This is a genomic window from Streptomyces triticirhizae (genome assembly GCF_003696235.1).
In the GTDB taxonomy this organism is placed as follows: domain Bacteria; phylum Actinomycetota; class Actinomycetes; order Streptomycetales; family Streptomycetaceae; genus Streptomyces; species Streptomyces triticirhizae.
In genome coordinates this window covers 1-22302 of sequence record NZ_RFFJ01000043.1, presented here as the reverse complement: position 1 = coordinate 22302, position 22302 = coordinate 1, and the positions used below count along the sequence as shown (strand labels likewise).

Annotated in this window: 17 protein-coding genes and 4 pseudogenes; 5 read left to right on the top strand and 16 right to left on the bottom strand. The window is 71.5% G+C overall.

Annotated elements, in window-relative coordinates:
- Positions 1-111: 111 nt before the first annotated feature.
- A complete protein-coding gene (gene rsgA / locus EBN88_RS10685) occupies positions 112-1260 on the bottom strand; it encodes a ribosome small subunit-dependent GTPase A (protein WP_122183584.1) in 1149 nt (382 codons plus the stop codon).
- A gap of 347 nt (positions 1261-1607) precedes the next feature.
- Positions 1608-2435, bottom strand: a complete 828-nt coding sequence (locus EBN88_RS10680; protein ID WP_122183583.1) for an alpha/beta fold hydrolase — start codon at positions 2433-2435, stop codon at positions 1608-1610.
- 292 nt (positions 2436-2727) lie between these two features.
- Here EBN88_RS10680 and EBN88_RS10675 point away from each other — a divergent pair, with 292 nt between their 5' ends.
- On the top strand, positions 2728-3633 hold the full coding sequence (locus EBN88_RS10675; RefSeq protein ID WP_122183582.1) for a transglutaminase-like domain-containing protein: 906 nt from the start codon (positions 2728-2730) through the stop codon (positions 3631-3633).
- Between the two features lie 63 nt (positions 3634-3696).
- Here EBN88_RS10675 and glnA read toward each other — a convergent pair whose 3' ends face one another.
- Positions 3697-5112 (bottom strand): type I glutamate--ammonia ligase, encoded by a 1416-nt coding sequence (gene glnA, locus EBN88_RS10670; protein WP_122183581.1) that lies wholly within the window; start codon positions 5110-5112, stop codon positions 3697-3699.
- A 196-nt stretch (positions 5113-5308) separates the two neighbouring features.
- On the opposite strand from glnA, the pseudogene EBN88_RS10665 reads away from it, so the two are divergent.
- Positions 5309-5770 (top strand): annotated as a pseudogene (locus EBN88_RS10665) (RDD family protein); the annotation flags it as partial.
- Between the two features lie 117 nt (positions 5771-5887).
- Here EBN88_RS10665 and EBN88_RS10660 read toward each other — a convergent pair.
- From EBN88_RS10660 to lipB, 4 genes are all read right to left on the bottom strand, one after another.
- Positions 5888-6601 (bottom strand): DUF4191 domain-containing protein, encoded by a 714-nt coding sequence (locus EBN88_RS10660; protein ID WP_122183579.1) that lies wholly within the window; start codon positions 6599-6601, stop codon positions 5888-5890.
- 42 nt (positions 6602-6643) lie between these two features.
- Entirely contained in the window at positions 6644-6871 is a 228-nt protein-coding gene (locus EBN88_RS10655) for a hypothetical protein (RefSeq protein WP_122183594.1), read from the bottom strand.
- 190 nt (positions 6872-7061) lie between these two features.
- The gene (gene lipA / locus EBN88_RS10650) at positions 7062-8003 is read right to left on the bottom strand and encodes a lipoyl synthase (RefSeq protein ID WP_122183578.1); all 942 of its coding nucleotides are present in this window, start codon (positions 8001-8003) and stop codon (positions 7062-7064) included.
- A gap of 72 nt (positions 8004-8075) precedes the next feature.
- Entirely contained in the window at positions 8076-8918 is an 843-nt protein-coding gene (gene lipB / locus EBN88_RS10645) for a lipoyl(octanoyl) transferase LipB (RefSeq protein WP_267902548.1), read from the bottom strand.
- A gap of 166 nt (positions 8919-9084) precedes the next feature.
- Between lipB and EBN88_RS10640 the strand changes: the two genes are divergently transcribed.
- Entirely contained in the window at positions 9085-10626 is a 1542-nt protein-coding gene (locus EBN88_RS10640) for a regulator (RefSeq protein ID WP_122183576.1), read from the top strand.
- A gap of 23 nt (positions 10627-10649) precedes the next feature.
- On the opposite strand, the gene EBN88_RS10635 is transcribed toward EBN88_RS10640, so the two are convergent.
- The 3 genes from EBN88_RS10635 to EBN88_RS10620 all read right to left on the bottom strand — a co-directional run bounded on the left by EBN88_RS10635 (position 10650) and on the right by EBN88_RS10620 (position 14248).
- Complete coding sequence (locus tag EBN88_RS10635; RefSeq protein ID WP_122183575.1) at positions 10650-11924, bottom strand: FAD-dependent oxidoreductase; 1275 nt, start codon at positions 11922-11924, stop codon at positions 10650-10652.
- A 744-nt stretch (positions 11925-12668) separates the two neighbouring features.
- A complete protein-coding gene (locus EBN88_RS10625) occupies positions 12669-13661 on the bottom strand; it encodes a TIGR01777 family oxidoreductase (RefSeq protein ID WP_122183573.1) in 993 nt (330 codons plus the stop codon).
- 17 nt (positions 13662-13678) lie between these two features.
- Positions 13679-14248: a DUF4240 domain-containing protein gene (locus EBN88_RS10620; RefSeq protein ID WP_122183572.1), complete on the bottom strand. Its 570-nt coding sequence runs from the start codon at positions 14246-14248 to the stop codon at positions 13679-13681.
- Positions 14249-14476: 228 nt separating this feature from the next.
- Between EBN88_RS10620 and EBN88_RS10615 the strand changes: the two genes are divergently transcribed.
- Positions 14477-15448 (top strand): SDR family oxidoreductase, encoded by a 972-nt coding sequence (locus EBN88_RS10615; protein WP_122183571.1) that lies wholly within the window; start codon positions 14477-14479, stop codon positions 15446-15448.
- A 7-nt stretch (positions 15449-15455) separates the two neighbouring features.
- Here the strand turns inward: EBN88_RS10615 and EBN88_RS10610 are convergent, their stop codons facing one another.
- Complete coding sequence (locus tag EBN88_RS10610) at positions 15456-16100, bottom strand: TetR/AcrR family transcriptional regulator (protein ID WP_122183570.1); 645 nt, start codon at positions 16098-16100, stop codon at positions 15456-15458.
- 212 nt (positions 16101-16312) lie between these two features.
- On the opposite strand from EBN88_RS10610, the gene EBN88_RS10605 reads away from it, so the two are divergent.
- Positions 16313-17296 (top strand): TIGR03620 family F420-dependent LLM class oxidoreductase, encoded by a 984-nt coding sequence (locus EBN88_RS10605; protein ID WP_122183569.1) that lies wholly within the window; start codon positions 16313-16315, stop codon positions 17294-17296.
- 18 nt (positions 17297-17314) lie between these two features.
- Here the strand turns inward: EBN88_RS10605 and EBN88_RS10600 are convergent.
- From EBN88_RS10600 to EBN88_RS31735, 5 genes and pseudogenes are all read right to left on the bottom strand, one after another.
- A pseudogene (locus EBN88_RS10600) lies at positions 17315-17881 on the bottom strand (IS982 family transposase); the annotation flags it as partial.
- A 911-nt stretch (positions 17882-18792) separates the two neighbouring features.
- Positions 18793-19278 carry a nuclear transport factor 2 family protein gene (locus EBN88_RS10595; RefSeq protein WP_122183568.1) on the bottom strand — a complete coding sequence of 162 codons (486 nt, stop codon included), beginning with the start codon at positions 19276-19278 and terminating at the stop codon, positions 18793-18795.
- A 33-nt stretch (positions 19279-19311) separates the two neighbouring features.
- Positions 19312-20310 (bottom strand): helix-turn-helix transcriptional regulator, encoded by a 999-nt coding sequence (locus tag EBN88_RS10590; protein ID WP_122183567.1) that lies wholly within the window; start codon positions 20308-20310, stop codon positions 19312-19314.
- A gap of 340 nt (positions 20311-20650) precedes the next feature.
- A pseudogene (locus tag EBN88_RS31740) lies at positions 20651-21187 on the bottom strand (GntR family transcriptional regulator); the annotation flags it as partial.
- A gap of 147 nt (positions 21188-21334) precedes the next feature.
- Positions 21335-22302: pseudogene (locus EBN88_RS31735) on the bottom strand (2-oxo acid dehydrogenase subunit E2); the annotation flags it as partial.

Genomic DNA, 22302 nt, shown 5'->3' with positions numbered 1-22302 from the left:
GCCGGATCGGCGCCGCCAGCAGGCCGGTTCAACGCCACTGGCCAGCACTTTCGACGCCGCCGGCAGCCGGTCCGCGCCGCCGGCAGCCCGTTCGACGTCGCCGGCGGCCGGTCAGCGCTGCCGGTCGCGGAAGCGGTAGGCGGCACGCTGGGTGCGGGCGATCGACTTCCAGCGGCTGGCCTGCTCGGCGCGCAGCCGGGCGTCGGTGCGGGCCGCCGCCCAGGCGTTCTCGCGCAACAGCTTGCGATAGCTGGTCAGTCGACGCTCGGGCAGGGCGCCCGACTCGATGGCGGCGAGCACCGCACAGCCCGGCTCCGCCTGGTGCGCGCAGTCGGCGAAGCGGCACTCCTCGGCCAACTCCTCGATGTCGGCGAAGACCTGGCCCAGGCCGTCGGACGCCTCGAAGAGGCCGACCCCGCGCAGCCCCGGGGTGTCGATCAACACCCCGCCCTGCGGCAGCGGCAGCAACTCGCGGCGCACGGTGGTGTGTCGGCCCTTGCCGTCCACGGCGCGGATGTCGCCGGTGGCGAGCGCCTCCTCGCCCAACAGGGCGTTGCCCAGCGTCGACTTGCCGGCGCCCGATGTGCCCAGCAGCACCACCGTCCCGCTCAGCAGCGCGGTGAGAGCGTCCACGCCCTCGCCGTTGAGCGCGCTGGTCGCCACCACATCGGCGCCCGGGGCCAGTGCGGTGGCCTCCTCCAACAGCGCCTCGGGGTCGGCGGCCTGGTCGATCTTGGTGAGCGCCACCACCGGGCGGGCGCCGCTCTCCCAGGCCAGCGCCAGCAGGCGCTCCAGCCGCCCGGCGTCCAGGGAGCCGCCGGCCGAGACCGCGAGGACGACGGTGTCGACATTGGCGGCCAACACCTGGCTGTGGGAGTCGCGGGAGGCCGTGGCCCGCACGATCGCGGTGCGGCGCGGGAGCAGGGCCGCAAGGCGCGGATGGGCGCCGTCCCGCAGCGCGGCCCAGTCGCCGGTGCAGGCGCCGGGCGTGGTCGTGCTCTCGGCGCGCGCCGGGCCGACGGCGGTGACCAGGTCGCACCGGCCCCGGTCGATCCGGACCACCCGGGCCGGCACCAGTCCGTCACGACCCGGCTCGTCGAAGGCGGCGGCCCAGCCGTCGTCCCAACCGTGCGCGGACAGGAGGCCGTTGGGGTCGACCGGGTCGACGGTGCCCTCGGGCTCGCCGGAGCCGTGGAGGTCGTCGAAGTCGTTGAGATCGTTGAAATCGCCGGTGGAACGTGAGAGGGAACGCGAACTCATGACAGATGAGAACCCTTTGCGAAAAGGGTCCCGCGCGCGACAGCGTGACGTCGGGATGCGTCGGTCAGGCGGCGGCCGGAACCCTGGGGAGGAGAAGGACGGTCCGTGCGCTGCTCGGGGCAGGCGTCATCACCACAGCCATCAACCTCACCTCCCGTTCTCGGGGCCCTCAACGGGCCGTCGTCACAAGCGCGGTCACTGTACCACCGGGCACCGACAGCCGGCCCGCGCGAATTCGACCCGCGAATCCGACCCGCACGAATCCAACCGGCGCGAGGGCCGGGCGCCGTTCGTGACGGCCACCCGACCCCTCGCGTTCCACCGCTCGCGGCCCCGCTCCGGGGACGTCAGTGCTTCAGGAACACCAGCAGGTCCTCGTGGAACTTCTCCTTGAAGCCGGGCACGTTGGCCAGCCCGTGCGGCGCTCCCTCGTAGACGTGGAGGTTCGCGTCCGGGATGATCTCGGCCGACTTCCGGCCGGCGGCGTCGATCGGCACGATCTGGTCGTCGTCGCCATGGATCACCAGGGTGGGCACGTCGATGCGCCGCAGGTCCTCCGTGAAGTCGGTCTCGGAGAACGCCGCGACGCAGTCCAGTGCGCCCCGCACGCCGAGTTGCATGGCCATCAGCCAGAACGCGTACTTGTTGCCCTCCGTCACGTTGTTGTTCGGGCGGTTGGCGCCAAAGAACATTTCGGTCAGATCCAGATAGAACTGCGACCGTTCCTTACGAATACCGTCCCGGATCTGGTCGAAGACGTCGATCGGGGTGCCTTCGGGGTTCTGCGGGGTCTTGAGCATCAGCGGCGGCACCGCGCCCAGCAGCAGGACCCGGCTGACCCGGTCGGTGCCGTGGCGGCCGATGTAGCGCGTCACCTCGCCGCCGCCCGTGGAGTGTCCCACCAGCGTGATGTCCCGCAGGTCGAGCTGCTCGATCACCTCGGCCAGGTCGTCGGCGTAGGTGTCCATGTTGTTGCCGTGCCAGGTCTGGGTGGAACGACCGTGGCCGCGCCGGTCGTGGGCGATCCCGCGATAGCCGTTCTCGGCCACGAGGTTGAGCTGGTCGTCCCAGACGTCGGCCTGGAGCGGCCAGCCGTGCGAGAAGACCACGGGCGGGCCGATGCCCCAGTCCTTGTAGTAGATGTGCGCTCCGTCGCGGGTCCTCACAAAGCTCATCGGTGCCTCCTCGGGTGCCTGCGCGCGGGCAGGCGCATACGGCTCGGCCGGCCCGGACGCCGCCGGGGCGCTGGCCCCGACGCGGGCCGCTTCTTCGAACGTAGGCCGATAGGCCATTCGGTGCAAAAGCGGCCAAACAATCCGGTAACTCTCGATCGGTCGTCGAACCGGCCCCCTCCGCGTGGGACCCGAACCGGGGGCCGCCCGCATCGGGGTGGACAGGGGGCGGCGACCTTTGCCACGCTGAGCCGCCCTCCGTTATCGAACGAACTTACGAGGAGCTGGAGCGTTCATGCCCGTCCCCGCCCGCCTCGCGCCCGAGGTCGCCGCCTTCTACACCACCCACACCTCCTTCAGTGACCCGGGGCCACTGAGTGCGGCATATGCCGCACTCCCCGCCGACCCAGGTCAACTGGCCCGGGTCGCCCGGGGGTTGGTCATCCACCGGCTGGAGGGCGAACACCGGGGCTATGCGATACCGGAGGACCGCCTCCACCACGAGGCCGAGACCCGCTACCTCGACGACATCCTCCGGATCATCCTCGACCGGAACGGCGCACCCCTGACCGAGGAGCGCAGCAACGATGACCGTTTCGTCGGCATCTGCCGTGACTTCGCGTTGCTGCTCTGTTCGTTCCTGCGCCACGCGGGCATCCCGGCGCGGATGCGGTACGGCTTCGCCGACTACTTCGGCGACGACGGCTTCCACGCCGACCACGCCGTCACCGAGTACTGGGACGAGCGACGCGGCTGGCTGCTCGCGGACGCCAACATCGCTACCGAACCGCCCGCCGGCATCGACCCGTTGGACGTTCCCCGCGACCGCTTCCTGACCGCCGGCGCCGCCTGGCGCGCGGTGCGCGCCGGGGAGGCCGACCCGTCGACCTTCGGCGTGCGCACCCCGGAGGTGACCCTGGCGGGGGAGTGGTTCGTCAGCGCGGTCCTCTGCCTCGACCTGGCCATGCTCAACGGCACCGAGCCCCTGCTGTGGGACGTCTGGGGCGAGGACCCCACCGACGACGCCGACCTCACGGACGCCCTGCGCGCCCTCAACGACCGCATCGCCCAGGTCACCGACCCCGAGGTCGACTTCGCGGCCGCCCGCGAGCTGTACCTCGCCACCCCCGAGCTGCGCGCGCCGCAGACCATCCTCTCCCTGGCCCCCTTCCTGGGCGCCCGCGAGGTGACGCTGCGCTGAGCCGCGACGCGGCCGTGGCCCTCGCCGTGGACCGTTCGCCGGCCTCGTCGTGCTCGACGCGGCTTAGACGTCGAAGTACAGCTCGAACTCGTGCGGGTGCGGCCGGAGCTGCATCGGGGCGATCTCCTTCTCCCGCTTGAAGTCGATCCAGGTCTCGATCAGGTCGGCGGTGAACACGCCACCGGCCTGGAGGTACTCGTTGTCGGCCTCCAGCGCGTCCAGCACCGCCGGCAGCGAGGTCGGGACCTGCGGCACGCCGGCGTGCTCCTCCGGGGCCAGCTCGTAGAGGTCCTTGTCGATCGGCTCGGCCGGCTCGATCTTGTTCTTGATGCCGTCCAGGCCCGCCAACATCAGCGCCGAGAAGGCGAGATACGGGTTGGAGGACGGGTCGGGCGCGCGGAACTCGACCCGCTTGGCCTTCGGGTTGGAGCCGGTGATCGGGATGCGCATCGCGGCGGAACGGTTCCGCTGCGAGTAGACCAGGTTGACCGGCGCCTCGAAGCCGGGGACGAGGCGGTGGTAGGAGTTCACCGTCGGGTTGGTGAACGCCAGCAGCGACGGGGCGTGCTTGAGGATGCCGCCGATGTAGTAGCGGGCGATGTCCGACAGCCCGGCGTAGCCCTGCTCGTCGTAGAAGAGCGGGGTCTCGCCCTGCCACAGCGACTGGTGGACGTGCATCCCGGAGCCGTTGTCGCCGAAGATCGGCTTGGGCATGAAGGTGGCGGTCTTGCCGTTGCGCCAGGCGACGTTCTTCACGATGTACTTGAAGAGCATCAGGTCGTCGGCGGCGGCCAGCAGGGTGTTGTACTTGTAGTTGATCTCGGCCTGGCCGGCGGTGCCGACCTCGTGGTGCTGGCGCTCCACCTTCAGGCCGGCGGCGGCCAACTCCAGGGAGATCTCGGCCCGCAGGTCCGCGAAGTGGTCGACGGGCGGGGCCGGGAAGTAGCCACCCTTGTAACGGACCTTGTAACCCCGGTTGCCACCCTCCTCGATGGCGCCGGTGTTCCAGGCGCCGGCCTCGGAGTCGATGTAGTAGTAGCCGGCGTTGGAACGGGTCTCGAAGCGCACGTCGTCGAAGACGTAGAACTCGGCCTCGGGGCCGAAGAACGCGGTGTCCGCGATGCCGGAGGAGGCCAGGTACGCCTCGGCCTTCTTCGCCACGTTCCGCGGGTCGCGGCTGTAGGCCTCGCCCGTGATCGGGTCGTGGATGAAGAAGTTGATGTTGATGGTCTTGTCCTTGCGGAACGGATCGACCCGCGCCGTGGACAGATCGGGAACCAGCGCCATGTCGGACTCGTGGATGGCCTGGAAGCCGCGGATCGACGATCCGTCGAACATCAGGCTCTCCGCCGGGTCGAAGGCCTCGACCGGAACGGTGACGTGCTGCATGATGCCCGGCAGGTCGCAGAAGCGGACGTCAATGAACTTGACGTCGTTGTCCGCGATGTACTTCTTGATCTCGTCGGCGTTTCGGAACATCCGATGTCCTCCTAGCCCCGACCCGGCAGGGCGGGGATGTGCAGCTCGGGAATGGCCCGTCGCGCGGGCCTGCCGGGGCCGACCCTAGGTAGAGGCCATTTCTCGGGCATGACCCACTTGTTTCCCCAGTGTTAACCGGACTTCTCGCCGGATAGCCGGCGGCACGCCGGCGCGGCGGCCGCGCTACCGTGGAGGCGTGGACAACCGGCAGGCAATAGGTTCGTGGCTCTCCGGCCCCCGTGCGGCGGCCGAGGACATGGGGATCGACTTCGGTTACCGGGGTGAGCGGTTGGGACTCCCCAGGGAGGGCCCGGGATCGGTCGCGACGGTCGGGCGGCGGGCCGCCGCCATCTGCGTGGACTGGGCGCTGTGCGCGCTGATCGCATACGGTCTGCTCGCCGGCGGGGACGTCGCCATGGCCAACAACTGGACGTTGGTGGTCTTCACGCTGATGTGTGTCCTCACCGTGGGCACGGTCGGGATGACGCCCGGCAAGCGGCTGTTGGGGCTGCGGGTGCTGCACCTGTCGGGTGGGCGCCTCTCGTTCCCCCGTGCCGCGCTCCGCTCGCTGCTGCTGTCGCTGGCGATCCCCGCCCTGGTCTGGGACCGCGACGGCCGGGGCCTGCACGACCGCGCGGTGGGCGCGGTCCAGGTGCGCTTCACGGGACAGGCCCCGGAGAACCTCTCCGGACCGGCCCCGGAGACCTCGGAAACCCCAGAAGGCCCGGCGAAGAAGTAGACCGACAGGTCGGCACGAAGAAGCGGCCGGTGGGCCTCAGCGTCCGCGCCGGGGCGCCTGGTTGTTCCCCTTGAGCCGCATTCCGCCCTTGGGGAGAGGCCCCTTCGGGATCGGCATGTTGTTCATCAAATCCCCCATGGCACGCAGCCGGTCGTTGACCTCGGTGACCCGAGGGCCGGCCAGCACCTTGGGGTACTTCACGATCCGACGCCGCAGCTCCTTCAGCTCCACCTGGCCCTCGCCCTTGCCCACGACCAGGTCGTGGACGGGGACATCGGAGACCACCCGGTTCATCCGGCGCTTCTCGGCGGCCATCAGGGTCTTGAGACGGTTCGGGTTCCCCTCGCCGACCAGGACCACACCGCACTTGCCGACCGCCCTGTGCACCACGTCCTGCTGCCGGTTGACCGCGATCGCCGGGGTGAAGACGATGCCCCGCCGCATGTTCTCCAGCACGGCGGCCGCCGCACCCGGCTGGCCCTCCATCTGGCTGAAGGCGGCCCGCTCGGCCCGGCGGCCGAAGACGATGGCCGTGGTCAACAGCGCGACCAGGAAGCCCAGGATGCCCAGGTAGACCGGGTGTCCCCAGAGAATGCCGATGCCGAGAACAATCCCGAACGTGACAAGAAAGACCAGAGCCAGCCACAGACCGATCCATCGATCGACCCGCTTGGCCATCTTGTAGGTCAGACCGATCTGCTTCAGCCGGCCTGGGTTCTCGGAATCCTGTTCCTTTTCCTTCCGCGCCATGCCGGTCAGTCTACGGCGCTCCCGGCCCCACGCTTCCCCGGGTCAGGCGCCGGGAGTGGGCAGCGCGGGCGGCGACTGACCGGCGTCGGCCGCGCGCAGGGCGCGCTCCGCCTCCCGGTGAGCGGCCGCCCGCTCCTGGTCCTCCCGCACCGCGGACCAGGCGTTCTCCAGAGCCGTGCGCCGACCGCCGGCCAACAGCCGCTCGTCCAGGGCCCGTAGGGCCCGGCCCACCCTCGGCCGCTCCCGGTGTACCAGCTGAACCAGACCCATCACAGCGCCCTTCCCCCTCGCCCCGGCCCAGCCGGGTCGGACCATCCCCGGTGCGCCCGTCCGCACCCCACGAACCCGCCATGGCTCAGCCATGGATGACGCTCCCCCTCATCGTTGTCCAACGGTGTTTCCGCCCCGTGACCCCCGGGTCAACAGCCGGCGGCGCCTCGCCGCCCCCGAGGTGCCGCGATCACGCCACCTTCGGGGTGCCGCGCCGCTCGACGGCCTGCCGGTAGAGCCGGCCGGCCCGGTAGGAGGACCGCACCAGCGGCCCCGACATCACCCCGGCGAATCCGATCTCCTCGGCCTCCTGCTGGAGTTCGACGAACTCGTCCGGCTTCACCCACCGCTCCACCGGGTGGTGCCGGGGGGTGGGCCGCAGGTACTGGGTGATGGTGATCAGCTCGCAGCCGGCCTCGTGTAGGTCGCGCAGCGCCTGGCTGACCTCCTCGCGGGTCTCGCCGAGCCCCAGGATCAGGTTCGACTTGGTGACCAGCCCCGCCTCGCGGGAGAGGGTCAGCACCCGGAGCGAACGCTCGTAGCGGAAGGCGGGACGGATGCGCTTGAAGATCCTCGGCACCGTCTCCACGTTGTGCGCCAGCACCTCGGGGCGGGTGGCGAAGACCTCATCCAACTGCTCGGGAACGGCGTTGAAGTCGGGGATCAGCAACTCGACCCCGGTGCCCGGCATGGCCTGATGGATCTGGCGCACGGTCTCGGCGTAGAGCCAGGCGCCGCCGTCGGGCAGGTCGTCCCGGGCGACGCCGGTGACCGTGGCGTACCTCAGGCCCATCTGGCGCACCGACTCGGCCACCCGGCGGGGCTCGTCCCGGTCGAGATCGGCCGGCTTCCCGGTGTCGATCTGGCAGAAGTCACAGCGCCTGGTGCACTGTTCGCCGCCGATCAGGAAGGTCGCCTCGCGGTCCTCCCAGCACTCGAAGATATTGGGACAGCCGGCCTCCTGGCAGACCGTGTGGAGGCCCTCGCGCTTCACCAGCCCGTGCAGCGCCTGATACTCCGGGCCCATACGGGCACGGGTTTTGATCCACTCCGGCTTGCGTTCGATCGGGGTCTGACTGTTCCGGACCTCAAGACGCAGCATCTTGCGACCGTCTGGTGCGACAGCGGACACGTCCGGCTCCCTACGGCTTTCGATTCTTTGGCGTTCCCCAGCGTACGCCTCGGGAAGTGGGGGTGATCCCGGTCACACGGCCCTGGGCAGTGGGGTGGCGGCCGACCACACGGCGGACAGGTGCTTCTCCACCACGGGAAGTACCTCGGCGACCGTGATGCGGCGGCCCAGCTCCTGGGAGAGCGAGGTCACCCCGGCGTCCCTGATGCCGCACGGCACGATCCGGTCGAACCAGGTGTTGTCCGAATCGCAGTTGAGCGCGAAGCCATGCATGGTGACGCCCTTGGCGACGCGGATGCCGATCTGGGCCAGCTTGCGGTCCTCGTGACGCTGCCCGGCGTTGGACGGCGCGTACTCGGGGCCGCTGAGCCGGGGGTCGAACTCCTCGTCGTGCCGCCGGGGGTCGAAGTCCAACGACAGACCGCCGAGACCGGCCCGCGCGCCGGCGACCTCGTCGCCCAGCACCCACACCCCGCTGCGGCCCTCGACCCGGGTGGTCTCCAGGCCGAACTCGGCGCAGACCCCGATCAACGCCTCCTCAAGACGGCGCACATGGGCCACCACATCGACCGGACGTGGCAACTTCATGATCGGATAGCCCACCAACTGGCCCGGTCCGTGCCAGGTGATCTTGCCCCCGCGATCGATATCGATCACCGGGGTGCCGTCCAGGGGGCGCTCGCTGTCCTCCGTGCGCCGCCCGGCGGTGTACACCGACTGGTGTTCCAGGAGCAGACAGGTGTCGGGGATCTCGTCCGCGAAGCGAGCGGTGTGCACGCGACGCTGCTCCTGCCAGGCGGCGTGGTACTCCACCGCCTCGTCTCCGAACCCCAGATGGACAAAGCGCAGCTCGTCCACTGCAACTCTCGCTTTCCGTACACGTGCTTGGCATACACGTTCTGGTGTGAGACGCACTGGCGCCTCGCACCAACTCTAAGCCCGGCCGACCACCGCGAGGGGGGTGGCCTCCGGCTCACACATACGGATGAATCATCCGCCGTCGCGGCGTTGCGACCTGGCAGGACCGTTACATTCACGCCGTTCCAGCCGCACAGCCGTAAGGCAGGAGACCGCATCGCCGATGTCTACGGAACGACCCGGAGGCCCGGCCTCCCCGCAGTCCACCACCCCGCGCAACCCGAACCGACAGTTGGCCGCCCTGATCACCGAGGCGGGCTTCTCCCACGCCGGGCTCGCCAGACGCGTGGATCAACTTGGCCTCGAACACGGCCTCGACCTCCGGTATGACAAGACCTCGGTCACCCGCTGGCTGCGCGGTCAGCGCCCGCGTGGCACGACCCCGGCACTGATCGCCGAGGTGTTCACCCGCCGGCTGGGCCGCCGGCTCTCCGCGCAGGACCTGGGCCTTGAGGCCTGCGCCCCCGTCTACGCGGGGCTGGAGTTCGCCGGCAGCCCGGCCGAGGCGATCGACATCGTCGCCGGCCTCTGGCGGAAGGACACCGGGGGGTACGCCGAGCTGCGCAAGATCGCGTTCACCCCGGCCGGCCTCGTGGTGCCCAGCCGGGACTGGCTGATCGGCCGCCCCGACGAACGCGTCGCCCGGGGCGAAGCCCCGGACGGCGGCCCCGCACACGATCCCCCCTCGCCCACCGTGCGGGTGCCCGAGCAACTGCGCGGCCACGGCCCGCTCGGTGCCGCCCGCGCCAACCCACGGATGCCACGCCCCAGCCGGATCGACCGGGTGGAGCGAGGGCCGGGCCAGCGGGTGACGGTGGGCGACATCGCCGCCCTGCGCTCGGTGGCCGAGCTGTTCCGAGGTCTTGACCAGGCATACGGGGGCGGCCACGCCCGGCAGGCGCTGGTCCGCTACCTGGAGCACGAGCTGGAGCCCACGCTCCGGGGCAGCTACGGGGAACAGATCGGCCGCAAGTTGTTCTCGGCCGCCGCTGAGCTGACCCGGCTCGCCGGGTGGACGGCCTACGACATCGCCGCCCACGGCCTCGCCCAGCGGTACTTCGTCCAGGCACTGCGCCTGGCCCAGGCGGCGGGTGACCGGGGGTACGGCAGCTATGTCCTGGTGTCGATGAGTCGACAAGCCATCTACCTCGGTCACGGCCGGGAGGCCGTGCAGTTGGCCCGGGTGGCGCAGCAGGGGATCGCCAGCTCGGTGGCGCCGGTGGTCCAGGCGCTGCTGCACGCGGTCGAGGCACGTGGCCACGGGCTGCTGGGCGAGGTCAGGTCGTGCACGGCCGCCATGGCCAGGGCCGAGCGGGCGCTGGAGGCGGCCCGGTCGTCGGAGGACGCGCCGCCATGGGCGCGCTTCTTCGACGAGGCGCAGTTGGCCGACGAGTTCGGCCACTGCAACCGGGATCTGAAGCAGTACCGGGCCGCCGCCCGGCACGCGGAGCGCTCGCTCCAGCTGAGGGCCCCCGAGTACGCCCGCAGCCGGCTGTTCTGCCGGGTGGTGCTGGCCTCGGCCCGGCTGGGCCTGGGCGACGTGGAGCAGGCGTGCGCGCTCGCGGCGGAGGCGGCGCAGCAGGCCAACGAGATGCGCTCGGCACGCGCCCACGAGTACGTCCAGGACTTCGAGCGACGCTTGGAGCCGTTCCGGGACGCGGCGGCCGTCCGGGCCTACCGCGAGAAGACGGCGGTGCTGCGGTAGGCCCGGCCGGGCGGCGGCCAGGATCAGCCGACGGCCATGCTGGCGCCCGTGGCCGCCCGGGCGCAGCCCAGGTCCTCCAGGACGGCGAGGCTGACGCGGCGGGCGGAGACGAGGTCCCCGGTGATGCCCGGCAGGTCCCGGTGGTCGCCGCAGACGTAGAGCCCGTCCAGCAGGCGCACCGGCCGGCGCCGCCGATAGGGCGGCGGCAGCACGGGCACCGCCTGCCGGTCGTGGTGGGCGGCGAGCAGCCGCCAGCTGTCGGCGGACGCCCCGTGGAGTTCGCCGAGCTGGGGTCGGGCCACCTTGTCGAGCAACTCGGCGGGCTCCGCCGCCTGCGGGCCGATGATCACCGAGGTCAGCAGCGTCTGGCCGGCGGGGGCCCGGCTCGGGTCGGCGGCGGAGGCGGCCACCGAGTGGGCCACCGGACCTCGCCCGCCGGCCTCCACCAGCAGCGCCGGGTGCGGCGTCGGTAGCGTCGGCGCCGCGTGGTGAAGGACGGTCATCTGGTGGAAGCGCGGCATCCGCAGGCCCGGCAGCAGCCGCCCCGCCGTCGCCGCCCCGGTGGCGACCACCACGGCCCGGCAGCGGTAGACGCCATGGGCCGCCGTCTCGACCCGGGTGGTGGCGACGGAGGTCACCCTGACCCCCGTGCGCAGCGACCCGGCCGGCAACTCGGCCGCCAGCGCCGCCGGCAGCGCCGCCGAGCCGCCCTCGGGCAGCGCGAGACCATGGCGGGCGAAGGCGTGCAGCACGGCGTCGCTCAACCGGCTCGACGTCGCCAACTCCGGGTCGTGGAGCAGCGCGGCGAGCGTTGGCCTGAGCATGGCATCGGCGATGCGGGCCGGGATGTCGCGCTGGGTCAGGGCCTGGGCGGCCGTGACCTCGGGCCGCCGGGAGAGCTGCTCCTCGGTCAGCCGCCCCAGCCTGGCCAGGTTGGCCCGGAGCCAGATCTGGTCGAAGGACTCGGCGGGCGGGGTGTTCTCGTCGCTCTCGCCGCCGAGGTGGCGGACCGGGCCGGCGCCGTGCAGTTGGACCCCGCCGGTCAGCGGACGCAGCGCCACCGGCCGGGGGAGTTCGGCCAGTGCGGGGGACTGGGGGAGGGTCAGCTGGCTGGAGCGGTCCAGAAGGAAGCCGTCCCGCTGTTCGGTGGCCATCCGGCCGCCGATCCGGTCGCTGGCCTCCAGCACGGTGATCGCCAGCCCGGCCGCGCTCAGCCGGTGGGCCGCTGCCAGCCCGGCGGTTCCTGCTCCGATGATGACAACGTCGGTGTCCGTGTGGCGTGTTCGGCTGCTGAGCACTGGGCCTCCCTGGTGAGGTGGTCGGTGCGTCGGAGCGGCGGTCGGTCCTCGGCGGGTGAGCCTTGGTACCTGATGCCCGCTGCGGCGCGAGCAATGCCTTCCGAACCGGAGCCGACCCTCTCACGACATCCCGAAAGCGGCAGAGCGCACGGACCGGGTATCGGTGCACAAGGAGGGCGCAGACCCCGGGCAGGGCGCTCCTCCCGCCCGCCCGGCGGCCGTTGGCGGCGCTGCCGGGCCTGGGAACGTGGGGCGCCGAGTCGACCGCACGAACGTGGGGTACCGAGCCGGCCGCATGGTCCCGGACGAGACGCTGGAGGAGGAGTTGGGTGAGACGCCTGAGGAGGGGCTGGACGACGGCCCGGAGGAGGCGCTGGGTGAGGCGTTGGGCAAGCGGCCCGAGGCGTCGCAGCGTTCGCGCGATCCTGCGGCCGGGGGAGGCGGTGTCGTCCCGTGGCGCGAGGTGGCCAGGCGGGAGCAGGGACACGAACGGAATCCGCTCTCCAGGGGGTTGGCGCCGGGGCAGGAGACGGCCGGCACCGGGCAGCCTCGGCAGACGTCGGGCGGCGGAGGTCGCCAGAGCGATGGAACGGTCACGGAGAGTCAGAAGATTCATGGTCCGAACCGTACAGCCCGCCACTGACAGTGACCAATCGGCTCCTTATCGCTTCGTTACGCCCGGGGACCCTCGCGGCGGCGGGCGCGCCTCCGCCCCGTCGGGACCACGTTGCCGCCCCCGGCCTGTCAGTCGAGCGCCGCGCGGATCGCCGTCTCGGCCGTGGGGTGCTGGAAGGTGAACCCCGAGGTCTGGAGGCGGGCCGGGAGGACTCGCTGGCTGCCCACGATGTCCTCGGCGAACTCGCCGACCACCACGCGCAGGACGAACTTCGGCACCGGCAGGATCGCGGGCCGGTGCAGCACCCGGCCCATGATGCGGGTGACCTCGCGGTTGGTGACGGGTTCGGGGCCGGTCAGGTTGACCGGGCCCGCCAGTTCGTTCCCCTCCGTCATCAGGAATCGCATCGCCGCCAGGTGGTCGGCGAGCGAGATCACGCTCCAGTACTGCCGGCCGTTGCCCAGCGGCCCGCCGATGCCGGCCCGGAAGATCGGGAAGAGCCGGCCCCACGCCCCGCCCTTGCGGGCCACTACGTGGCCGGTGCGCAGGTGGACCGTGCGCACCCCCGCCCGGCGGGCCGCCTCGGCCGCGCCCTCCCAGTCCCGGCAGACGTCCGCCAGGAACCCTTCGCCGGCGGCGGCATCCTCGTCCACCGCGCGGTCCCCGGTGTCCCCGTAGTACCCGATCGCGCTGCCGCACAGAAAGACCCGGGGCGGGGCCGCCTGGGCGGCGATGGCCTCGGCGATCGCCGTGGTGCCCAGCACCCGGCTGTCCTTGATGACCTTCTTGTAGCGCGTCGTCCACCGGTGGTCGCCGACCCCGGCACCGGCCAGGTGCACCACCGCGTCGCAGCCGGCCAGGGCGGAGACGTTGGTCGCCCGGTCCTGGCCCGAGGGGTCCCAACGCGCCTCGTCGTGCGCCCCCGGCGCACGACGGACCAGGCGCACCACCTCACACCCCGAGGCGCGGAGCGAGTCGGCCAACGCGCCCCCGAGCAGGCCCGAGGTGCCGGAGACCGCGACGCGGCGCGGGAGGCCGTCGGAGGAACCCTCGTTCGGCGTCGGAGCGGGGGCGGGACCGGAGGAGGGCGAGGGGAGGTCGGAGGAGGAGTCAGCTGCCATGGGGCCATCCTGATCGATCACACCTGGGCCGGGCCACCCGCGAGCCCCTGCTGGTCGGCCGACCGGCCGCGCGCCCCGAACCGCGCCCACAGCTCGGGGAAGGCGGCGGAGAGCGCCTCCTCATCCTCAAGATCGATCGGGGCGCCCTGCGGTTCGACGCCGGGGTCTCCAAGCCCGAGATCGGGCAGTTCCACCCCGGTGAGCTGCTCATAGGCGTCGAACGCGGCGTAGCCGATCTCCTCGGCCTCCCCCTCGATCCGCTCGTCGAAGTCGGGCAGCAACTCGGCCAGCGCGTTCGGGTCGGCGAGCGCCCCCTCGAAGACGGTTCGGCCCTGGCTGATCAGCCAGCAGCGGAAGTTCTCGAAGGCGTCGTCGCCCGCGCCGTTCAGCAGCACACACGCGGCGCCCCACAGATCCCAGCGGTAGGCGCGGCTGAAGCGGGCCTCGAAGTGCCGCGCGAAGTCGTGGACGGCCTCGGGGTCCAGCCCGGTGAGGCGCTCCACCAGCAGTTCGGCGTGTAGGTCCGGATCGCGCCCGGCGGCGAGTCGCGTGCCGTCGACCAGCGACCAGAACTCCGTCTCGTCCATCACGGCATCAGGATCGGCGGGCGGGGCACGGTCCGCACCTCGGAGGTCACCCGGACGAGTGGCCGCCGCCGCGCGGTGTCGGCGGAGGCCCGATAAACCCGACAGAAGGTGTCTGGATTGGCTGCCAGGGTCGGAACGGCCGGAAGCGGTACGGCTCTCCGGTTGTCCATCGATGAGTCGACATCGACGGCTCACGCGATGGATGGACGAGGCAACACGGTCGCCCGGATGCGCGAACACCGGGCGAAGGAACAGGCGGAGGACGCACGCGTGACGACACAGGATGGACCACTGGCCGGACGGATCGCGCTGGTCGCGGGAGCGACCAGGGGCGCGGGACGCGCGATGGCCGTGGAGTTGGGCCGGGCGGGAGCGACGGTCTATGTCACCGGCCGCACCACCAGGTCCTCGGTGAGCGAGGTCGGGCGCGCCACCGAAACCATCGAGGAAACCGGAGAACTGGTCACCGAGGCGGGTGGTGAGGGCATCGCCGTGCCCACGGACCACCTCGAAGCGGAGCGGGTGCGGGCCCTGGTGGAACGGATCGACCGGGAACGTGGACGGCTGGACGTCCTGATCAACGACGTCTGGGGCGGCGAGCACCTGGTCGATGTCTCCGGTGAGAAGAAGATGTGGGAGTTCGGCCTGGAGTCGGGGATGCGGATGCTCCGCCTGGGCGTCGAGTCGCACATCATCACCAGCCACTTCGCCCTGCCGCTGCTGGTGCGGAACGAGGGCGGGCTGCTGGTCGAGGTCACCGACGGAACGGCCGAGTCCAACGCCACCTACCGGGGATCGTTCTACTACGACCTGACCAAGTACGCGCCGATCCGCATGGTGGCGGGGCTGGGACAGGAGCTGAAGGGCTTCGGCTGCGCGGCGGTCAGTGTGACGCCGGGCTTCCTCCGCTCCGAGCAGATGCTGGAATCCGCCTTCGGCGTCACCGAGGAGAACTGGCGGGATGCGATCGCGAAAGAACCGTACTTCGCGATCTCGGAGACCCCGACCTATCTGGGGCGGGGGGTGGCGGCCCTGGCCGCCGACCCGGAGCGCGCGCGGTTCAACGGGCGTTCGCTGGACAGCGCCACGCTGGCGCGCGAGTACGGGGTGACCGACGTGGACGGCTCGCGTCCGGACTGTTGGGGTTTCCTGTCGCGGGCGTTGGCAGGCGAGGAGGTGGACGCGGCCGACTACCGCTGATCGCCCGCTAACGCCGGGACTTGGACGGGCGGCGGCGCAGGGCGTCGAGCACCAGGGCGAGCAGCCGCTCGGGGCGCGCCACCACCTCGCCGCCGTCCTCGTTCGTCGCCCCGCCCGAGGTGGCCAACGCGATGCCGACGACCAGCCGCAGCACCTCCTCGGTGGTCAGGTCCGGGCGGGTGGTGCCCAAGCCCTGGGCGCGGGCCAGGAGTTCGCCAGCTGCTTCGCGCAGCCGCTGGTGGCAGTCGAAGCCGAGTTCGGACTTGGTCAACAACAGGGCGCTACCCAGGCCCTGTTGGGCCTGGGCATGGTCCAGGAAGGCGTGCAGCCACTTGGCCAGCGCCCGATCGGGGTCGGAGTCGGTCAGCAGCGCGTCGGCCCGTTGCGTCAGGCGCTCGATCCGTTCGGTGAGCACGGCCGCCAGCAGGGCGTCGCGGGTCGGGAAGTGGCGATAGAGGGTGCCGGGGCCGACGCCGGCCTGGCGAGCGATCTGGTTGAGCGAGGCCTCGGGGCCGGCCGACGCGAAGACGTTCTCGGCGGCTGCGAGCAGCCGGGCCCGGTTGCGCAGCGCGTCCGAGCGGGCGCTGGGCCGCAGGCCCGCCGGCGCTCCACTCGGCTGGTTCTTCTTCCGACTCTCCCTCGTGTCCGTCATGCCCCCATCCTCCCCGAGGCTGGCGCCCGTTCGAACCGGATCGGCCACCCACGCCAACCGGAAGATGTTCGGGGTGCCTGGACCGCTCACGGAATGATTCGGAGAGGTTCTCCGGATCGGCCCGTGTTCGGTGTACGGTGACCGGTGAAGCGGAGAGGTTCTCCGATTCCTGGGTGGTCGATGCCTGCCCGGCAGTAACGAGAGGCTGGAACATGACCGTTGCGTCGACCGAGACAACGGCGGCGGCGAGGCTGCGCCGGGCAACCGGACCGCTCGGCCTGTGGACGTTCGCCTTCGACGCCCAGCCGGCCGGCCTGGTGCGGGAGACGGCAGGCGAGTTGGAGGAGCAGGGCTGGGGCGCGATCTGGTTCGGAGAGGCGTTCGGCCGGGACACCGTGAGTCAGTCCTGGCTGCTGCTTTCGGCCACGCGGCGACTCACGGTTGCCTCCGGCATCGCGAACATCGCCTTTCGCGACCCGATAGCCCTGGTGGGTGCCGAGCGGGCGCTGCACGACGCCTTTCCCGGGCGCCATCTGCTGGGGCTCGGGGGACACCGGGTGGATGACACCATCCACGACCTGGACGGCTATCCGATGCCAGCGAGAGGACGCGCCGTGGACACCATGCGCGCCTATCTGGACTCGATGGACGCGGTTCCCGCGCACGGCCCCGCGCCGGCGGACCCGCCAGCACGGGTCCTCGCGGCACTCGGCCCGCGCATGACGGCGCTCGCAGGTGAACGCACGCTCGGGGCGCATCCCTACTTCGTGCCGGTCGAACACACGGTGAGGACACGGGAGATCCTGGGTCCCGAGCCTTACCTGGCGGTCGAGCAGGCCGTGGTGCTCGACCGGAACCGCGACCGGGCACGGGAGCTTGCCGCCGCCCATGTCGCCGGCTATCTGATGGCGCCGCACCAGCTGCGGAGCCTACGCACGCTGGGCTTCACCGACGACGATCTGGATTCCGCGGCCCCAAGCCGCCGATTGGTCGACGCCATCGTGGCCTATGGCGACCTCGCGGACGTCGGGCGTCGGGTCGCCGACCACCTCGCGGCCGGCGCCGACCACGTCTGCCTCCAGGTGCTCACCGCCGACCCGACCGGGCTCCCGCTCGCCGCCTGGCGCGAGTTGGCGCCCGTGCTGCTCGGTCGCTTCCCGAACGGTGGCTCCGAGGCGGAGACCTCCGCCACCTAGATGATCAATTCCAAGGGGTCAGTGATCGTATGAGGTGAGCTGGCGGGGGGTGGCTTGTCCGGTGTGGTCGTTGTGCCAGATCACGGCGGTCAGCGCGAGTATGCGTTGCATGACACGGGCGATGACGCCGCGCGGTGTGCGCCCTCGGTGCTGTTCGAGGTCGAGCTGTCCCTTGAACGTCTGGTTGATCGACTCGATGATCTGTCGCAACGGCTTGAACAGGGGTCCGCCGGGCCGCTGCCGTTCGCCCTTGCGGGTCGGTCGTAGCAACTGGATGCCCTGTTGGGCGAGTTCCTGTTCGAAGGTAAGGCCGTAGTAGTTCTTGTCCCCGATCAGTGTCTGGCCGCGCCTGGCGGCGAGGAGGTGCGGTTCGGCCGCGAGCAGGTCCAGCAAAGTCTCGCGCTCGTCGGCCTTGGCGCCGGTCAGGGCGAAGGCGACGGGCAGGCCCTGCAGGGTGCACACCAGGTGCAGCCGCAGGCCCCAGAAGAAGCGGCTGTGGCTGGCGCAGTACCCGTACTGGGCCCATCCGGCCAGGTCGGAGCGTTTGACGGTCTCGCGGGAGCGTCCGCACTCCACCGGTGTGGAGGCCTCTCCGGCTCGTGGATCGGACACGAGACGGGAGCTTTCTCCGGAGAGGCCACGCCCCCCTGCGGCGTGCGCGGGCCGGGTGTCGAAGGCGCTGATCAAAGGGGAGAGCTTCTCCGGCGCGTCGGGCTGCCTCCCACCGGAGAAAGTCTCCGCCTGGCGCCCCCTGGGGGCGCCCCTCTCCGGCGTGGGCGTGTGCCAGAGGGGGAGCGCGCCAGAGGGGGAGCGCCGGAGCGGCGTTCCGTTTCCAGGTGGTCTTCGGCGCAGTGGGTCACTCCGATTCGGAGATCGCTCGTTCATGTCGGAGAACCTCTCCGATGAGGGGGTGCGGAAGGTCTCTCCGGTGTGGGACGGCCCTTCGGTGCGGAGAACCTCTCCGCCTGGGGTATGTCCGAGGCGGCGGCCGCCGTGTGTGCGGAGGAGGTCTCCACTTCGCGCGCGCCGTTCCGGAGGAGCGCCCCTCCGTCCTGGTGCCCGGTGCGCGGAGCGGCGGGTCGGAGAGGCTCTCCGCTATCGATGAGGGCTCGCTTCGAAGCGGAGAGTCCTTCCGTCGTCCTGGGGTCGCTCTCGGGGCGGAGAGGCGCTCCGTGTGGAGGAGGTCCGTCGGGGTGGCGGACTCGCTTCGCGCCGAGGATGCCCGTCGAGCGGATGGCCCCTCCGGTTCGCCCGGATCGCCGGGCCCCGGCTCCCCTGTCGCTTGCCCTGCTCGCCCGTGGTGTTGGCCCCGCACGCGGTGCCCGGCCTCGTCCGCTCGCGTCCCCTGCCCCGTGCCCGTTTGCCCCCCCGGCGCCGGCCCTCGCGTCCACTGGCCCGCGCCCGGGTGCCTCGTGCGCCCTGCCCCGCGCCCGGGTGGCCCCCGCGCCCCGGGTGCCTCGCGCTCGGGTGTCCGGGGGACCGGGCCTTGGCGGGGCTCAGCCCAGAGTGGGAGGTTCGCCTCTGCTCCACACTCTTTCGACGGTCAGGGCGCGAAAGCGCCAGCCATGTGGGGTGCGGATGAGTTCGCCGTGCCAGCGGCCGCCGACCACGAACAGGGGGTCGGCCCCGGGGCCGCGTTGGCGGAGCGTCGAGTCGTGGTGGACATGGGTCATCAGGGCGTTCCAGTCGGCCACCGCCGTCTCCCCGTTGGGGGCCAGTTCCACCAGCACGTCGGTCGCCTGGTGTTGGGTGCCGGCGAACCGCCCCAGCGCCTCCGCGTTCAGGCGGGTCACCTCGGCCAGTCCCTCGGCGGTGCCGACCGGCGTGGTCACCCTGACGTCCTCGGTCAGGAAGCGGGTGGCCGTCTCCTCGGAGTGGTCATGCGTGTCGAAGGAGCGGAACATGCGGCTGACGGCGTCGATGACGGCGCGCTGGTCCAGCGCCGCCCGAATCTCCGAAGGGTCCGGCAGGTCTGAGGTCATGGTCCGATGCTGCGCCTTCAAGCGTGGTTGAGGTCAAGGACCGGACACCGTCTCCGCCTCGCCGTAGAGTGCCGCGAGCGCGGCGGCCGAGCGGGCGAAGCGGGCCCGTAGCTCCGGCGGGTGGAGTACCTCCACCTCAGCTCCCAGGGCCAGCAGTTGCTCATAGGCCACGTCCAGTGACTCCACGGCCAGCGTGACCGTGACCCAGCCCCGTTCGTCCGGCCCCTCGCCCCCGGCCAGTGCCTCCTCGGCGGCCGTCCGGTCGGTGTGGGCCCGCAGCCGGCGGGCGCCGCTCTGGCTCAGCCGAAGTCGAACGGTCTCCCGCAGGATCGCCCGGGCGAACGCCGCCGCCCGTTCCGCCCAGAACGACGGCAGGTCGAACTCCGGGTCCCGGTCGAAGCGTTCGTCGGTCACCGTCACCTCGGAGAAGCGGGCCACCCGGTAGACGCGGTGCTCCCGTCCGCCCACCGGCCGGGCCGCCAGGTACCAGGCGCCGGCCTTGAGCACCAGGCCGTGCGGCTCCCAGGAGCGGGTGACCGTCGAGCCGTCGCCGCGTCGGTAGGCGGCCGTCATCCGGGTCTCGCCCCAGACCGCCTCGGCGACCGCCGGCAGTGCCTCGGGCGTCTCGGGCGGCTGCCACCAGTGCGGTGCGTCCAGGTGGAACCGTTGCGCGGCGCTGTGTTCGGCGTCCCTCAGCTCCGGCAGGAGCGCGGCCGAGACCTTCAGCCGGGCGGCGGAGGCCGTGTCCGCCAGGCCCATGTCCCGTAGCGCGGACGGCACTCCGGACAGGAACAGCGCCTCGGCCTCGTCGCGCCCCAGGCCCGTCAGCCGGGTGCGGTAGCCGCCGACGAGGCGGTACCCGCCGGCGCGGCCCCGGTCCGCGTAGACCGGGACGCCGGCCTCGGAGAGGGCTTCCACATCCCGGGCCACCGTCCGCTCGGAGACCTCAAGCTCGGCGGCCAGTTCCCCGGCCGTCATGCTCTGTCGGGACTGCAACAACAGGACCAGCCTGATCAATCGAGCCGCGCGCACCCGTCCAGCCTCCACGATCGGTCGGGCGTTCGGAAACCGGGGCGCCGGCAACGCGGGCGCGGAAGCCCCGGCTGCGGAGAACCTGGTGACCAGAAACCGGCCCCGGCGGTCTCGCCGTCTGGCAGCATGAGGGCAACCGTGAGGGCCGGGTCCCGTAGGTTCGTTGGCGCGACATCGGGGACCCGGGCCTCGGGTAGAGCCACGCCACAGGGCAGGACAGGTGCTTACTGTGGCGCGGCTCTGTCTTCCCTCGAACCATAGGCCCCTGATCGATGATCGATCAAAGTATTCGCGAAAATTGACACCCTGTGCCAGGAGAAATCGGGCGAACCGGGGAAGATCAGGCACGCGGTGCACAGTTCAGCACGTGCTCCTTGACCAGTTCCCCGATCCTCGGATCGCGGCGGAGGAACGCGTCGATCAGCTCCTGGTGCTCCTCCGCGTAGGACCGCTGGCGTGTGCCGAGCCAGCGGATCGACAGCGCGGTCCAGATCTCGATGCCCAGCGACTCCCAGGTGTGCAGCAGCACGCTGTTGCCCGAGGCCATCACGAGCTTGTGGTGGAACGCCACGGTGTGCCCCACCTGTGCCTCGGCGTCGTTCGCCCGGTCGGCCGTGCGCAGCGCCGCCACCTCCGGCACCAGCGCCGAGGCGTCCGAGGCGAGGCGCTCGGCGGCCAACTCGGCGGCGATCTGTTCGAGCCCCGCCCGAACGGGATAGATCTCCTCCAGGTCGCTCGCGGTCAACTCCCTTACCCGAACGCCCTTGTTGGGCGCGGATTCGATCAGCCGCAGCGTCTCCAGCTCCCGCAGCGCCTCCCGCACCGGCGTCTGGCTGACCTCCAGCTCCACCGCGATCCGGCGCTCCACGATCCGCTCGCCGGGCTGCCAACGGCCGCTGACGATGCCCTCCACGATGTGCTCACGGATCTGCTGCCGCAGCGAGTGGACGATGGGCGGGCTCATCACTTCTCCTGTCGGGCCGTTGGCGACCGCGTGGCTTGACCTGTTCTTGACCCGGGGAGAACGGGCCGCGTCCGCCCCGTCCACCAGCTGGTGGTCGTAGGACAGGGTCAGGTAGACCATGTCCCGGATCGCGATGGTCTCGCCCAGCTCCGGGTGGTTGACGACCACCGGCCGGCGCACCGTGGCGCCGATGCCCAGCTCGGCCACCTGCGGGTAGTTCACGATGATGGTGTCGAACAGCGCACCGCGCGAGCCGGTGTTGCTGATCGTGAACGTGCCGCCCGCCATGTCGTCGGGCGCCAGCCCGCCCTTGCGGACCTTGCCCGCCAACTCGGCGGTCTTCTTGGCGATCCCCGCGATCGACAGGTCACCGGCGTTCTTGATCACCGGGACCATCAGGCCCTTCTCGGAGTCCACCGCGATGCCCACGTTCTCGACGTCGTGGTAGGTGATGGTGCCGTCGTCGTTGATCCTGGCGTTGATCACCGGGTGCGCCTTGAGCGCCTCGGCCGCCGCCTTGACGAAGAACGGCATCGGGGAGAGCTTCACGCCCTCGCGCGCCAGGAAGGACTCCTTGGCCCGCGCCCGCAGCCGCATCACCTTGGTGACGTCGACCTCGACCACCGAGGAGAGCTGCGCCTGGTTCTGGAGGGCGCGCATCATGTTCTCGCCGATGACCTTGCGGATGCGCGGCATCTTGACCGTCTGCCCGCGCAGCGGCGAGGGCTGGGCCGGGGACGGCGCCTTGGCCGACGGCGCGGCCTGGGCCGGCGCCGCGGCCGCCGCCTTCGCGGCCTCGGCGGCGGCCAACACATCCTGCTTGCGGATGCGGCCACCCACGCCCGAGCCCTTGACCTGGCCCAGGTCGACGCCGTTCTCGCTGGCCAACTTGCGCACCAGCGGGGTGACATACGCGCCGTCGGTGGCCGGGGCCGGCGCCGTCGTGGCGCGCGGCGCGGCCGCCGGGGCGGGAGTCGCCTTCGGCTGCGCGGGCGCGGGAGCCTGGGACTGCGCCGGCGCGGGAGCCG

Bases quoted from the DNA above. Each gene is read 5' to 3' on its own strand.
- rsgA (WP_122183584.1), bottom strand. From the start codon at position 1,260: ATGAGTTCGCGTTCCCTCTCACGTTCCACCGGCGATTTCAACGATCTC.
- EBN88_RS10680 (WP_122183583.1), bottom strand. From the start codon at position 2,435: ATGAGCTTTGTGAGGACCCGCGACGGAGCGCACATCTACTACAAGGAC.
- EBN88_RS10675 (WP_122183582.1), top strand. From the start codon at position 2,728: ATGCCCGTCCCCGCCCGCCTCGCGCCCGAGGTCGCCGCCTTCTACACC.
- glnA (WP_122183581.1), bottom strand. From the start codon at position 5,112: ATGTTCCGAAACGCCGACGAGATCAAGAAGTACATCGCGGACAACGAC.
- EBN88_RS10660 (WP_122183579.1), bottom strand. From the start codon at position 6,601: ATGGCGCGGAAGGAAAAGGAACAGGATTCCGAGAACCCAGGCCGGCTG.
- EBN88_RS10655 (WP_122183594.1), bottom strand. From the start codon at position 6,871: ATGGGTCTGGTTCAGCTGGTACACCGGGAGCGGCCGAGGGTGGGCCGG.
- EBN88_RS10640 (WP_122183576.1), top strand. From the start codon at position 9,085: ATGTCTACGGAACGACCCGGAGGCCCGGCCTCCCCGCAGTCCACCACC.
- EBN88_RS10625 (WP_122183573.1), bottom strand. From the start codon at position 13,661: ATGGCAGCTGACTCCTCCTCCGACCTCCCCTCGCCCTCCTCCGGTCCC.
- EBN88_RS10620 (WP_122183572.1), bottom strand. From the start codon at position 14,248: ATGGACGAGACGGAGTTCTGGTCGCTGGTCGACGGCACGCGACTCGCC.
- EBN88_RS10615 (WP_122183571.1), top strand. From the start codon at position 14,477: ATGCGCGAACACCGGGCGAAGGAACAGGCGGAGGACGCACGCGTGACG.
- EBN88_RS10610 (WP_122183570.1), bottom strand. From the start codon at position 16,100: ATGACGGACACGAGGGAGAGTCGGAAGAAGAACCAGCCGAGTGGAGCG.
- EBN88_RS10605 (WP_122183569.1), top strand. From the start codon at position 16,313: ATGACCGTTGCGTCGACCGAGACAACGGCGGCGGCGAGGCTGCGCCGG.
- EBN88_RS10595 (WP_122183568.1), bottom strand. From the start codon at position 19,278: ATGACCTCAGACCTGCCGGACCCTTCGGAGATTCGGGCGGCGCTGGAC.